The following is a 14,391-nucleotide window of genomic DNA, read 5'->3' as shown; positions in this document are numbered from 1 at the left end:
GCGAAATATCGCCCGGCCACTTGCATGCATCACGAAAAAGCCTGAATCCTTTCCCTGATCGGAACCGGGGCAGGGAAGTGAGGGGCGTTCGCCCTTGAGTTGTCGAAGGGGACGCCCCTGTCATGGAGCGCAAGAAAACTTTCGACCGGACCTGCCATGCAACCAATTGCATTTGAACCGGTTTTAGGGCCATTGCCGTGGCGGTGACGCCGCATTGCGCCCCGCCTTACGGAATAATCAATGAACATTCAGACGAACCCCGCCAAGATCGAATTCACGAGCGCCGGCTTCCCGGGCGTGACGGAAGCGCCGATACGCTCCAATTTCCTGCCTGAGGACCGGCTGCGTGTGCTTGGCGCAGCACTTGCCAAAGGCGAAGTCAGGGACCTTTTCGGGTTCGCGCCATTCGAATTCCAGGCCCGCATCCGCGACAGCGCCAAGAGGATTCTCGAAGTCTACCGTTCGACCAATGCCGCCCAGGCGAAGGGCGAGACGATCACGCCAGCGGCGCAATGGCTGCTCGACAACAATTATCTGGTCGAGGAGACCATCTTCCAGGTCAAGCGCGACCTGCCGCGCCGTTTCTACCGCCAGTTGCCGACGTTCAAGCTCGCCGACGGGACCGTGCTGCCGCGCGCCTTCGTCGTCGCCTGGGGCTATGTCGAGCATTCCGACAGCGCGGTCTCGGCGACCATGTTCAAGGCGATCGTCGAGGGCTTCCAGTCGGTCGAGCCGCTGAAGATCGGCGAGCTCTGGGCGCTGCCGTCGCTGCTGCGTTTCGTGCTGATCGAAAACCTCCGCCGCATCGCCGTGCGTGTCGAGCGCACGCGTCAGATGCGCCACATCGCCAACGAGGTCGCCGACCGCGTTCTGGCGACCGACGACAACGCCGACCGGACGAGGATCCTGTCGACCTACGCCGCGCATGCGCAGGACACGACTTTCGCCACCCAGCTCCTCTACCGCTTGCGCGACGGCTCGCAGAATGCCGGCCGGGCGCTGGAATGGCTGGAGGGCGAGCTCGAGAAGACCGGTTCCGACGCCGAGGAGATCATCATCTCCGAGCATCAGACGCTGTCCAGCGGCAACGTCACCACCGGCAACATCATCCGCGGCCTGCGCCTCATCAACGACGTCGACTGGACGGCCTGGTTCGAGGGCGTCAGCCGCATCGACACGCTGCTGCGCGAGAAGACCGATTTCGCCGCGCTCGATTTCTTCTCGCGCGACCAGTACCGCACTGCGATCGAGCAGCTCGCGCGCCGGTCCGACCTTTCCGAATTCCGCGTCGCCGAGAAGGCGATCGAGCTCGCCGGCCATGTTCCGGGCGTCACCGATGCGTCCGGCGTGCCGGAAACCGCCGATCCCGCGGTGCACACCGATGTCGGCTTCTTCCTGGTCGGGCCGCGCCGGCCGGAGCTGGAACAGGCGATCGGCTATCGGCCGCCGATCAACGTGACTTTCAAGCGCGCCTTCACCGCAACGGGCTGGCTGGGCATTGTCGTGCCCGTCTTCCTGCTGACGGCGCTCCTGCTTGTGCTGTCCGGCAACGCGCTGGCCAATCTCGGTCTCTCGGCGGAGTCGATCGCGCTGATGCTGGCGCTGTTCGCGGTGCCGGCGAGCGAGGGCGCATTGGCCTTCTTCAACACCGTCATGGCGCTCTTCCTCAAGCCGACGCGGCTCGTCGGCTATGACTACAAGCACGGTATCCCCGCCGAAGCGCGCACGCTGGTCGTCGTGCCATCGCTGATCGGCTCGCGCGACGACGTCGAGGAAAACATCCGCAACATCGAGGTCCATCATCTCGCCAACACGGCGGAAGAGATCCATTTCGCGCTGTTGTCCGACTGGCCGGATTCCAAGACCGAGATCGACGCCGCCGACATCGAGATCCTGCAATATGCCCGCGACGAGATCGCCAGGCTGAACGCCCGCTACCCGTCCGAAGGCGCCCCGCGCTTCTACCTTCTGCACCGCCGCCGCCTCTACAATCAGGCGCAGGGCTGCTGGATGGGCTGGGAGCGCAAGCGCGGCAAGCTGCACGAGCTCAATCTCCTGGTGCGCGGCGACAGCGACACAACCTTCCTGCCGCTCGACGTGCCGCTGCCGGATAAAGTCACCTATGTGATGACGCTCGACGCCGACACGCGCACCACGCGCGACGCCGTCTCGACGCTGGTCGGCAAGCTCGCGCACCCGCTCAACCGTCCGCATTTCGATCCCGTGAAGCGCGTCGTCACCGCGGGCTACACCATCCTGCAGCCGCGCATCACCGCATCGCTCACCAGCGGCGACGATGCCTCCTTCTTCCAGCGCGTCTTCTCGGCCAATCGCGGCCTTGACCCGTATGTTTTCGCCGTTTCCGACGTCTATCAGGACGTCTTCGGCGACGGCTCCTTCACCGGCAAGGGTCTCTATCATGTCGATGCCTTCGAGGCGGCGCTGAAGAACCGCATCGAGGAAAACACCATCCTCAGCCACGATCTGCTCGAAGGCGCGCTCTCGCGCGCCGCCTTGGTCACCGACGTCGAGCTCGTCGAGGACTATCCGACCCGCTACTCGGTCGACGCCTCGCGCCATCACCGCTGGGCGCGCGGCGACTGGCAATTGCTCGGCTTCATGTTCGACCCGCGCTCCGGCGTTCCGGCGCTGTCGCGCTGGAAGATGGTCGACAACCTCCGCCGCTCGCTGACCCCGATCTTCTGGGTGATGGCCTGTATCGCCGGCTGGACGTTGCTGCCCTTCACGCAGGCCGCGCAGTGGCAGGCGCTGTTGATCCTCAGCCTGTTCATGGCGCCCACTTTCGACATCGTCAACGGCATCCTGCCGAAGAGCGGCGACCAGACGCCGCGCGGCCATTTCTCGGCGCTTGCGCGCGACACCGTGTTCGGCACCGCGCTGGTGGCGCTGAAGGTGCTCTTGATGGCGCATCTTGCCTGGATGATGGGCGACGCCATCATCCGCACGCTTTACCGGCTCTTCGTCAGCCGCCAGAACCTTCTTGAATGGCGCACCGCCTCGCAGGCGCACAAGAGCGGCGGCAGCGATCTCGGCGCCTACTACAGCATGATGTATGGCGCCGTGATCATCGGCGTCGTCGGCCTTGCCATTCCCGTGCTCGCCGATTCCACCGGCGCGTTCGTCGCCTTCTTCTTCGCGATTTTCTGGATCGGCTCGCCCGCCGTTGCCTGCTGGATCAGCCGCTCGGCCGAAACCGAGGACAGGCTGCGCATTTCGGCGTCCGACATCCATGCGCTGCGCACCGTGGCGCGACGCACCTGGCACTATTTCGAGACTTTCGTGACGGCCGAGCACCACCATCTGCCGCCCGACAATTTCCAGGAAAGCCCTGCGCCCGTGGTGGCGCCGCGCACCTCGCCGACCAACATCGGCGTCTATCTGCTGTCGGTGGTGTCGGCGCGCGATTTCGGCTGGATCAGCCTGTCCGACGCTATCACCCGCATCGACGCCACGATGACGACGATCGAGAGCATGCCGCGCGATCGCGGACATCTCTACAACTGGTACGACACGACGACGCTGAAGCCGCTCTATCCGCTCTATATCTCGGCGGTGGACAGCGGCAACCTTGCCGGCCATCTGGTCGCCGTGGCCGCGGCCTGCGCCGAATGGGCCGAAGCGCCTTCCGTCCACCTGCAGGGCGATTTCGAAGGCATCCTCGACACCGTCACGATCCTCGACGAGAGCCTGGAGGACCTGCCTGACGACCGCCGGCAGCTGAGGCCGCTGCGCCAGCGGCTCGCCGACCGCCTCGACGGCATGCGCCGGGCGGTCATGACCATCAAGGCCCAGCCCGAGATGGCCTCGATCCGCACCATCAACCTCGCGGTGCTGGCCGGCGAGATCCGCAAGCTCGCCACCGCCATTCACGTCGAGGCGGCGTCGCCGAAGAGCGACGTCATCGCCGACTGGGCCGCAAGGCTGGAGGCGACCTGCGAAGCGCATGTGCACGATTCGCACAATGACGAAAGCGCCGTCACGGCGTTGCGCACCAAGCTGCTCGCGCTACGCGGGCGCTGCCGCCGCTATGCCTTCGAGATGGAATTCTCCTTCCTGATGCGGCACGAGCGCAAGCTCCTGTCGATCGGCTACCGCGTCGAGGAGCACCAACTCGACGAGAGCTGCTACGACCTGCTCGCTTCCGAAGCGCGGCTGACCAGCCTGTTCGCCATCGCCAAGGGCGACCTGCCGACGGAGCACTGGTTCCGGCTCGGCCGGCCGATCGTCGAGATCGGCTTCAAGGGCGCGCTGATGTCCTGGTCGGGCTCGATGTTCGAGTACCTGATGCCGCCGCTGGTGATGAAGGAGCCGCAGGGCTCGATCCTCAACCAGACCAGCAAGCTCATCATCAAGCGCCAGATCCAGTATGCGCGCTCGAAGAACGTGCCCTGGGGCATTTCGGAAGCGGCCTACAATGCCCGCGACCGCGAGCTCACTTACCAATACACCAATTTCGGCGTGCCCGGCCTCGGGCTGAAGCGCGGCCTCGGCCAGAATACGGTGATCGCGCCTTACGCCACTATCCTGGCGGCGCAGTTCTACCCGCGCGAGGCGGTGCAGAATCTCATGCGGCTGCGCTCGATCGGCGCGCTTGGCCGCCACGGCTACTACGACGCGGTCGATTTCACGCCGCAACGCGTGCCGGAAGGCACCGACCATGCGGTCGTTCATAACTACATGGCCCACCATTCCGGCATGTCGATCGCCGCTGTTGCTGACGCCATCTTCGAGGGCCGGCTGCGCGAGCGCTTCCACAGCGATCCAGTGATCGAGTCGGCGGAGCTCCTGCTGCAGGAGAAGGCGCCGCGCGACATTCCGACCGCGACCGTCAGGACGGAGGCCGACGAGCGCGCCAAGGACGAGACCGAGACCGAGAGCCCGGACAGCCGCATCATCCTCGACCCGATCAGGGCGCTGCGCGCGACCAATGTCATGTCGAACGGCCGTTACTCGGTCATGGTCTCCGCCACCGGCTCCGGCTACAGCCGCTTCGGCGAGCTTGCCGTCACCCGCTGGCAGCCGGACCCGAGCGAGGATCGCCTCGGCTCCTACATCTTCCTGCGCGACACCGCGACCGGCGACTGGTGGTCGGCGACCGCCGAGCCGAAGCGCGCCGAGAACGAGCGCGTGCAGACGCTGTTTGCCGATGACAAGGCGAGCTTCACCAAGTCCGTCGGCTCGCTGCGTTCGGAAGTCGAATGCATCGTCATTTCCGAAGGCAATGGCGAGGGCCGCCGCATCACGCTCTACAATGACGGGGCCACGGACCGCCACATCGAGGTGACCTCCTTCGCCGAGCTGGTGCTGGGCAACGAGGCCTCGGACAATGCCCATCCCCTATTCTCGAAGATGTTTGTCGAGACCGAGATCGCGGCGAACAACGGCGCCATCTTCGCCACCAGGCGCAAGCGTGACAAGAACGAGCCCGACCTCACCATGGTGCATTTCGTCACCGATCCGTCGGGGCCCTCGCGTGACGCGGAGGCCGAGACCGACCGGCGCGCCTTCATCGGCCGCGGCCGCACCATCGCCGACGCTGCCGCCTTCGATCCCGGAGCCCGGCTCTCCGGCGGCCACGGCTTCACGCTCGACCCGGTGGCGGCGCTCCGCCGCCAGGTGCGCGTGCCGGCCAACAAGAAGATCTCGCTCACCTTCTGGACCATTGTCGGCGCCAACCGCGGCGAGCTCGACGAGGCGATGGGCCGCCTCGACCACCAGGAAAGCTTCGCCCGCCAGGCGATGCTCGCCTGGACGCGCAGCCAGGTGCAGACGCGCCATCTCGGCCTCAGCCTGACCGATGCCGCCAATGTGCAGACGCTGGCGCGCTACCTGATCTATCCCGATCCGTTCCTGCGCCTGCCGGCCGAATCTATCGCCTCGGGCCTTGGCCGCCAGTCGAGCCTGTGGCCGACCAGCATCTCCGGCGATTTCCCGATCTTCCTCGTGCGCATCGGCGATGTTGCCGACCTCGAGATCGTCGCCCAGGCACTGCGTTTCCAGGAGTATATGCGCGCCCGCGGCATGATGATCGACTTCGTCGTCGTCAACGAGCAGGCTTCCTCGTATGTGCAAGACCTGCAGCGCGCGGTGGAGACGCTGTGCGAGAACAGCCGCCTGCGCGGCCGCGAGCTTGGGCCTCGCCAGCACATCTTCGCGGTGCGCCGCGACCTGATGGACGAGCCGACCTACAAGACCTTGCTGTCGGTCGCGCGCGTCGCGCTCCACACCCGCAACGGCACCATCTTCGACCAGCTCGAGCGGGCCGAAACGGCGGCATTGCAGGCCCGTGACGCCTTGCAGCAGGCGGAGGGTATTCCGACCCGCCAGCCGGTGCCGCCATTGCCTGTGCCGACGCCGGCAAGCCAGGGAGGAGCCGATATCGCCGCCGACGGCGCCGGCCTCAGCCTCTGGAACGGCTTCGGCGGCTTCGACGGCGACGGCCGCCACTATGTGACGCGGCTGACCGGGCGCCGCACGACCCCGCAGCCTTGGATCAACGTCATCTCCAACGCGTCCTTCGGCTTCCACGTTTCGGCCGAAGGCTCCGGCTTCACCTGGAGCCGCAACAGCCGCGACTACCAGCTGACGCCGTGGTCGAACGATCCGGTGTCGAACCGGCCCGGCGAAGGCTTCTACATATACGATCAGCTGAGTGGCAAGGCATTCTCGCCGATGGCCGCGGTGGTGCGCGATCCCTCGATGACCTACGAGACCTGGCACGGGCAGGGATTCTCGACTTTCCGGTCGAAGCGCGGGGCGCTGTCGATGGATCTGACGCAGGTGGTCGACCCGGTGGATCCGGTCAAGATCACGCGGCTGCGCATCCAGAATGGCGGCCCGGCGCCCGCAAGGCTGCGCGTCTACGCCTATGCCGAATGGGTGCTCGGCGGCCATCGTTCGCGCACCGCGGCGACCATCGTGCCCACGCGGGACGCCGCGACCGGCGCCATGCTGGCGCAGAACCCCTATGGTCTCGATTTCGGCGAACGGGTGGCTTTCCTCGCCGCCGCTGCGCCCGTTCATTCGGTGACCGCTGACCGCACGGAGTTCATCGGCAGGCACGGCACCACGGAATATCCGCAGGCCGTGCTCGGCGGAGTCGGACTGTCCGGCCGTGTCGAGGCAGGCGACGATTCCTGCGCGGTGATCGCCAGCGACATCGACATTCCGGCCGGCGGCGACGTGACGCTGTTCTGGCTGCTCGGCGATGCCGCCACCGCCACCGAGGCGAGCGCCCTGGTGCAGACCCATCGCGGCAAGGACTTCGACCAGCGTCTGGCCGACAACGAGCGCGTTTGGCGCGGCTTCCTCGACACCATCCAGGTCGAGACGCCGGACAAGGCGCTCAACGCCATGGTCAACCACTGGCTGCCTTACCAGAGCCTGGCCTGCCGCATCCGCGCGCGCTCGGCCTTCTACCAGGCCAGCGGCGCCTTCGGCTTCCGCGACCAGTTGCAGGACACGCTGGCCTTGCTGGCCCACGATCCGAAGCTTGCGCGCGACCAGATCCTCAACGCCGCGCGCCGGCAGTTCCCGGAGGGCGACGTGCAGCACTGGTGGCTGCCGCGCACGGATGCCGGCGTACGCACCATGATCTCCGACGATGTCGTCTGGCTGGCGCATGCGACGGCCCGCTATATCGAGGTGACGGGCGACGTGGCGATCCTCAAGGAGCAGTTGCCCTTCATCGACGGGCAGGAGCTTGGCGAGGGTGAGCACGACGCCTTCTTCACGCCCGAGATCACCAAGACCACCGCCTCGCTCTACGACCACTGCGCGCGGGCGCTCGATCTCGCCATCAAGCGCAGCAGCCCGGCCGGCCTGCCGCTGATCCTCGGCGGCGACTGGAACGACGGCATGAACCGTGTCGGCGAGGGCGGCAAGGGTGAGAGCGTCTGGCTGGGCTGGTTCCTGTTGAAGACGCTGGGCGACTTCGCTCCCGTCGCCAAGGGACAGGGCGATGCCAAGCGGGCGCAGGCCTGGACCAAGCACGCGGACCTGCTGAAGCGGGCGCTGGAGAGCACGGCCTGGGACGGCCAGTGGTACCGGCGCGGCAGCTTCGACGATGGTGCGCCGCTCGGCTCCCGCAACTCGGATGAGTGCAAGATCGACTCGATCGCCCAATCGTGGAGCGTGCTGTCGGGCGAGGGCGACCCGACCCGCTCGACCACGGCGATGGAACAGGCGACCAGGATGCTGGTCGACGACGAACTCCAGATCGTCAAGCTGTTCACGCCGCCCTTCTCGAACAGCGAGAGGGATCCCGGCTACATCAGGAGCTATCCGCCGGGCGTGCGCGAGAATGGCGGCCAGTACACGCATGCCGCCACGTGGTTCGTCATCGCGCTGGCCGAGATGGGACGCACCGACGAGGCCTATCGCTGCTTCTCGATGCTGAACCCGGTCAACCACGCCTCGGACGAGAAGGCGGCCGAGCACTACCGCGTCGAGCCTTACGTGGTGGCGGCCGACATCTACGCCGGCGAAGGAAAGGGCGGCCGCGGCGGCTGGACCTGGTACACGGGTTCCGCCGGCTGGCTGTATCGAGCGGCGGTCGAGGGAATTCTGGGCATCGAGCGGCGCGGCAAGCAGATCACGTTTAGACCGAAGCTGCCCGGCCATTGGGACGGCTACGCCGCCACGCTCAAGATGTTCGACGGCGAAATCAACGTTCGCGTCATCCGCGACAAAAAGACCAAGTCGATCGCGCTCGAAGTCAATGGTTCGAAGACGAGATCGGGGTCTTTCGAGCCGAAGCCCGGCGAGAAGACCGAGGTCGTCGTCAAGATACCTGCGTAAAATCAAAGGCTTGGCTTATAGGCCGCGCATCTCCCGGGATGCGCGGCCATGCTTGGCGTTTTACTTGGCAATAATCGCGGCCCGCGGCCCCAAACTGCTTTAGCTCCGGCTAAGCAAGCGCCTTGTGATTAAAAATGTGGCAGCGCGATGCACCTGCCATTATTTTGCCGCAAGGCTGACATTTCACCTTTTATCTCAAACCGTTAGGTGATCACGTCAGATTTCGCACCGTCGTCATCTTTTGTTCGCTAAATGGGAACGGAAGCGATAGACGGGCATTGTTTTGCGACGCGTTAACCGGTACGTGTCAAAAAATGCTGCGGTGCACAATTCCGGAATTGAGCACACACAAGAGTTTGGCGGAGTAGCTGAAGTGTCACTTCTGCAGATCTACTTTAGAGCGCTGGGTTATCTGGCGGCCGACAAGAAGCGGGTCGCCCTGATTTGCGGCGCCAACATCGCGCTCGCAGCGATCGCAATCCTCGAGCCGATCCTGTTGGGCCGGGTGATCGGTGCCATCTCCGAAAAAGGCCCCGTGTTTTCGACGCTCGCCGTCTGGGCCGCTCTCGGCGCCTTCAACGTCATCGCCTTCGTCATGGTGGCGCGGGGCGCCGATCGCTTTGCCCATGCCCGCCGCTCGGAAGTGCTGTGCCAGTCCTTCGAGCGCGTCATCACCATGCCGCTTGCCTGGCACCATCAGCGCGGCACTTCCAATTCGCTGCACACGCTGCTGCGCGCCGTCGAGACCCTGTTCAGCCTGTGGCTCGAATTCATGCGCGTGCATCTCTCGACGGCCATCGCGCTGGTGCTGCTTGTGCCGACCGCGCTTGCCATGGACATCCGCATGTCCGTCGTGCTGCTTGGCCTCGGCGTGCTTTACGTTGGCATCGGCCGTATCGTCATGCGCCGCACCAAGTCAGGGCAGACTGCGGTCGAACGCCACTACCACACCGTGTTTGCCCATGTGACCGATAGCGTCAGCAACGTCGCCGTGCTGCAGAGCTACAACCGCATCGGCCATGAGACCGCGACGCTGAAGCGCTACGTCAAGAACCTGCTCGACGCGCAGAACCCGGTGCTCGACTGGTGGGCGGTCGCCAATGCGCTGAACCGTCTCTCGTCGACCATCTCGATGATGATCGTGCTCTCGATTGGCGCTTATCTCGTCACTCGCGGCCAGCTTCGCGTCGGCGACGTCGTCGCCTTCACCGGCTTTGCCGGAATGCTGATCGCTCGTCTCGACCAGATGTCGGCTTTCGCCACCCAGATTTCCGAGGCCCGCGCCAAGCTCGAGGACTTCTATCGCCTCGAGGACTCGGCTGCCGAAAGCGCCGAGTCGGACGGCCTGCGCGAGTTGACCAACGTCACCGGCCATGTGCGTTTCGAGGATGTCAGCTTCGAGTTCGCCAACTCCGGCCACGGCATCGAGGATGTGTCGTTCGAGGTGCCGGCCGGCAAGACGGTCGCCATTGTCGGTCCGACCGGCGCAGGCAAGACGACGCTCATCAACTTGCTGCAGCGCGTCTTCGCGCCGTCCAGCGGCCGCATCCTGATCGACGGCATCGACACCCGCACGGTGACCCGCAAGTCGCTGCGTCACTCGATCGCCACCGTCTTCCAGGACGCCGGCCTGCTCAACCGCTCGATCGAGGACAACATCCGCGTCGGCCGCGCCGATGCCAGCAATGACGAGGTCCACGCCGCCGCCGACGCCGCCGCAGCGCAGGACTTCATCCTGTCGAAGAGCGACGGCTACGACACGGTCGTCGGTGAGCGCGGCGGCCAGCTTTCGGGCGGCGAGCGCCAGCGCATCGCCATCGCCCGCGCGGTGCTCAAGGATGCGCCGATCCTCGTCCTCGACGAGGCGACCAGCGCGCTCGACGTCGAGACCGAGGATCGGGTCAAGGAAGCGATCGACGAGCTGCGCCGCGACCGCACCACCTTCATCATCGCCCACCGCCTGACCACTGTGCGCGACGCCGACCTGGTGGTCTTCATGGACAAGGGCAAGGTGGTCGAGTATGGCGGCTTCACCGAGCTGTCCCTGCGCAACGGCCGCTTCGCAGCCCTGCTGCGCGCCGGCGGCCTGCTCAACGACGAGGAAGTCCGTCGCCTCAGCCGCCCGGTGAACGAAGCGGCGTAAGTTCAGGTCTTCCCTTCTCCCCTTGTGGGAGAAGGTGGCCGCGAAGCGGCCGGATGAGGGGTGCTCCAGCTTGGCAGTGCCCCTTTTCCAGACGGATCGCGTCGGATCACCGACGCCTCGTTCCTTCCAGCACCCCTCATCCGTCTCGGCGTTGCGCGCCGATCCACCTTCTCCCACAAGGGGAGAAGGGAAGGCTTCGACAACCGTCCGATTGCCCCGGACGCGCTGCCGGTCTATCTAGGTCGGCATGAGCGACACCTCTTCACGCCTCGGTTTTACCGATCTCGCCAATCCGACGCGCTTCGTCGGACTGGCCGACAAGGTCGTTCCATGGCTGGCGGCGATCGCGGCGATCCTGCTCGGCGTTGGCCTTTACATGAGCTTCACCGCGCCCGACGATTTCCAGCAGGGCATCACGGTGCGCATCATGTATATCCACGTGCCTTTCGCCTGGCTCGCCATGATGTGCTACACGATCATGGCGATCTCGGCGCTGGGCACGCTGGTCTGGCGCCATCCGCTGGCCGACGTGGCGCTGAAGTCGGCCGCCCCGATAGGCGCCACCTTCACGGCGCTTGCGCTGATCACGGGCTCCATTTGGGGCAAGCCGATGTGGGGCACCTGGTGGGTGTGGGACGCGCGGCTGACCTCGGTCTTCGTGCTCTTTTTGATGTATCTCGGCATCATCGCACTGACGCGCGCGCTGGATGACGCAAGCCGCGCCGCCTGGGCCGCGGCAATCATCACGCTGGTCGGCTTCATCAACATCCCGATCATCAAATTCTCGGTCGACTGGTGGAACACGCTGCACCAGCCGGCCTCGGTCTTCCGCCTCGGCGGCCCGACCATCGATCCTTCGATGCTCTGGCCGCTCGCCGTCATGGCGCTCGGCTTCACCGTCCTGTTCTTCGCGCTGCACCTGATGGCGATACGCACGGAGATTTTCCGCCGCCGGGTGATTGCCATGCGCCGGGTTGCGGCGAGGCAGGCGGATCGGGCTCCTCCTTCTCCCCTTGTGGGAGAAGGTGTCGCCGAAGGCGACGGATGAGGGGTGTTCCAGGGAACGCCAACGCCTCACTCCGCTGGAACACCCCTCATCCGTCTCGGCGCTGCGCGCCGATCCACCTTCTCCCACAAGGGGAGAAGGGAAAGGTGCTTCTCACCCCATCCGCCCGCGCGCCGTGACCGGCAGCGTCTCCAGCACCTGGTCGCCGTCGATCAGGTGCACCTGGTCGAACAGGTTCGTCACCACGCAGCAATGGTCGGGCACGACGCGCACACGCTCGCCGATGCGAAGCCTGGCGCCTTCTGCAAGCGTGACGTTGCCGTGTTCCTCGCTCAAGCCGGTGACACGCGCGCCGGGTACGCCGAGCAGCTCGCCGAAATCGGGCAGCCCCAGCGTGTCGGAGGATAGCGCCTTGCTGCCCGAGTCGAGGATGGCGCGGGTCGGCGTCGGGTGGCTGACCACGGTGGCGAGCACCGTCAGCGCGCAGTCGTCGAGCGTGCCGACGCCTTTGGCGACCTGGTAGCGGTCGAGATAGATGTATGTGCCGGGCCTGTACTCGGTGACGATGCTGTCGTCGCCCGAGCGCCACATGTCCGGCGTGCCGCCGCTGGAGATGCGCCGGCATTCGAGCCCGGCCTCGGCAAGCGTGCCGCGCGCGCCCCTCAGCCAGGTCTCCGCCTCGGCGGCGCGGCCGGCGGCTGGGTAGGTCATCAGCCCACCGAAGCTGAGGCCTTTTGACCGGTCGATCATCTTTGCCAGCGCCAGCGCTTCATCGGGGCTCTGCACGCCGCAGCGGCCCATGCCGGTGTCGCACTCGACCAGCACCGACAGCAGATGGCCGGCATCGGTGAAGGTCGCGGCAAGCCCTTCCAAAGTCTCGTGGCTATCGGCCGTCACCGACAGCGTGACGCTGCCATGCAGCGCCTTCAGCCGTTCCAGCTTGGCGCGGCCAAGGATGTTGTAGGGCAGGAAAATGTCCTCGAGCCCGGCATCGGCCATCACCTCGGCCTCGCCGATCTTCTGGCAGGTGATGCCGACCGCGCCGGCGGCGACCTGCTTCTTTGCCCAATAGGGCAGCTTGTGCGTCTTGATATGCGGGCGCAGCTTCAACCCGTGGCTGTCGGCATGCGCCTGCGCGCGTTTGATGTTGGCTTCGGCGCGGGCCGCGTCGATCAGGATCGCCGGCGTGTCGAGGTCGTCTATGCTTGGCATGAAGATCACCGCTCAAAGGCATGTCTCCCGAAAGTGGAAACCGGTTTCGGGACAAAGACATGCGCAAATTCAAAAAGATTCCGCGTGGCGTTATGGGCCTGATACTGCCGGTTGTCACGGGGCCAGAGCCGTCAGTTTGCGTCGACAGCGGAACGGCATTGGGCTATGCGAATGGGACGATTTCAGCAGGCAGCGGCCGGAGGAAAAGACCATGAAACGATCCACCATCAACGACATCATCCGCGACGCCGACGCCTTCATCCGTTCCTTCGGCTACATCATGCCGCCCTTCGCCTATTGGAGCCCGGAGGAGATGAAGGCTCACAAGGCGGACTCCTCCGCCATCTTCACCTCGCGCCTCGGCTGGGACATCACCGATTACGGCCAGGAAAAATTCGACGAGCTCGGCCTGTTCCTGTTCACCGTGCGCAACGGCCGCTACGAGGACATGAAGCTCGGCATGGGCATGCTCTATGCGGAAAAGATCATGATCTCGCGCAAGGACCAGCTCTCCCCGATGCACCGCCACAACATCAAGGCCGAGGACATCATCAACCGCGGCGGCGGCAAGCTGGTGCTGGAATTGTTCATGCACGACCGCGACGGCGGCATCGACCCGAAGGCCGAAGTGTCCGTGCCGGTCGACGGCACCATCCACAGATTGCCGGCGGGCGGGCTCCTGAAGCTCGACCCGGGCCAGAGCGTCACGCTGCTGCCCGGCGTCTGGCACGCCTTCTGGGCCGAGGGCAAGGACGTGCTGATCGGCGAGGTCTCTACCGTCAATGACGACCTTACCGACAATGTCTTCCGTGAGCCGATCGGCCGTTTCTCCAACATCGACGAGGACGTCGCGCCGCTGCACCTCCTGGTGTCGGATTACGAGAAGTGGGTGGGGTAGGCGAGGACGCCGAAACCTTATTTGATCTGGTTGAGAAGTGCGCGCAGACGGCGCACTTCCGCGATCAGGCGAGGGATGTCCTGGCGTGCGGCGGCCATAAAATCCTGGTCTGCGACGGTCGCACCGGAAATCTCAATGTCTTCGCCGCGCTCTGCTCCGCTGCCGGTCTGGATGAAGTTCGATCCTCCGTCGAAGTCCCGACCTTCGACCCAAGACTTCCACGGACCGGGCTGGGCTGCTGCCGCCCGCGTTTCCATTTCCTGAAGTTCGAGTTCAGACAACGACGTCTTCATCCTCAGCCTCGCTAGGCGC

General features: G+C 65.4%; 6 protein-coding genes. 4 read left to right on the top strand and 2 right to left on the bottom strand.

Annotated elements, in window-relative coordinates; translation table 11 throughout:
* The first annotated feature begins 240 nt into the window (after positions 1–240).
* The 3 genes from EJ067_RS01615 (at position 241) to EJ067_RS01605 (ending at position 12,011) form a co-directional block, all read left to right on the top strand.
* A complete protein-coding gene (locus tag EJ067_RS01615) occupies positions 241–8,820 on the top strand; it encodes a glucoamylase family protein (protein WP_126084367.1) in 8,580 nt (2,859 codons plus the stop codon).
* Positions 8,821–9,193: 373 nt separating this feature from the next.
* Positions 9,194–10,963 (top strand): glucan ABC transporter ATP-binding protein/ permease, encoded by a 1,770-nt coding sequence (locus tag EJ067_RS01610; RefSeq protein ID WP_126084366.1) that lies wholly within the window; start codon positions 9,194–9,196, stop codon positions 10,961–10,963.
* A 247-nt stretch (positions 10,964–11,210) separates the two neighbouring features.
* Positions 11,211–12,011, top strand: a complete 801-nt coding sequence (locus tag EJ067_RS01605; RefSeq protein WP_126084365.1) for a heme ABC transporter permease — start codon at positions 11,211–11,213, stop codon at positions 12,009–12,011.
* Positions 12,012–12,122: 111 nt separating this feature from the next.
* On the opposite strand, the gene EJ067_RS01600 is transcribed toward EJ067_RS01605, so the two are convergent.
* On the bottom strand, positions 12,123–13,181 hold the full coding sequence (locus EJ067_RS01600) for a D-TA family PLP-dependent enzyme (protein WP_126084364.1): 1,059 nt from the start codon (positions 13,179–13,181) through the stop codon (positions 12,123–12,125).
* Positions 13,182–13,392: 211 nt separating this feature from the next.
* On the opposite strand from EJ067_RS01600, the gene EJ067_RS01595 reads away from it, so the two are divergent.
* On the top strand, positions 13,393–14,079 hold the full coding sequence (locus EJ067_RS01595) for a D-lyxose/D-mannose family sugar isomerase (RefSeq protein WP_126084363.1): 687 nt from the start codon (positions 13,393–13,395) through the stop codon (positions 14,077–14,079).
* Between the two features lie 17 nt (positions 14,080–14,096).
* On the opposite strand, the gene EJ067_RS01590 is transcribed toward EJ067_RS01595, so the two are convergent.
* Positions 14,097–14,372, bottom strand: coding sequence for a hypothetical protein (locus tag EJ067_RS01590; protein WP_189510303.1), 276 nt, complete (start codon positions 14,370–14,372; stop codon positions 14,097–14,099).
* Positions 14,373–14,391 lie beyond the last annotated feature (19 nt).

Source organism: Mesorhizobium sp. M1D.F.Ca.ET.043.01.1.1, from assembly GCF_003952385.1.
Lineage (GTDB): Bacteria > Pseudomonadota > Alphaproteobacteria > Rhizobiales > Rhizobiaceae > Mesorhizobium.
This window is presented reverse-complemented; position numbering and strand designations above follow the sequence as displayed.

Coding starts and splice junctions, on each gene's coding strand:
- EJ067_RS01590 (WP_189510303.1), bottom strand. CDS start 14,372: ATGAAGACGTCGTTGTCTGAACTCGAACTTCAGGAAATGGAAACGCGG.
- EJ067_RS01605 (WP_126084365.1), top strand. CDS start 11,211: ATGAGCGACACCTCTTCACGCCTCGGTTTTACCGATCTCGCCAATCCG.
- EJ067_RS01600 (WP_126084364.1), bottom strand. CDS start 13,181: ATGCCAAGCATAGACGACCTCGACACGCCGGCGATCCTGATCGACGCG.
- EJ067_RS01595 (WP_126084363.1), top strand. CDS start 13,393: ATGAAACGATCCACCATCAACGACATCATCCGCGACGCCGACGCCTTC.
- EJ067_RS01615 (WP_126084367.1), top strand. CDS start 241: ATGAACATTCAGACGAACCCCGCCAAGATCGAATTCACGAGCGCCGGC.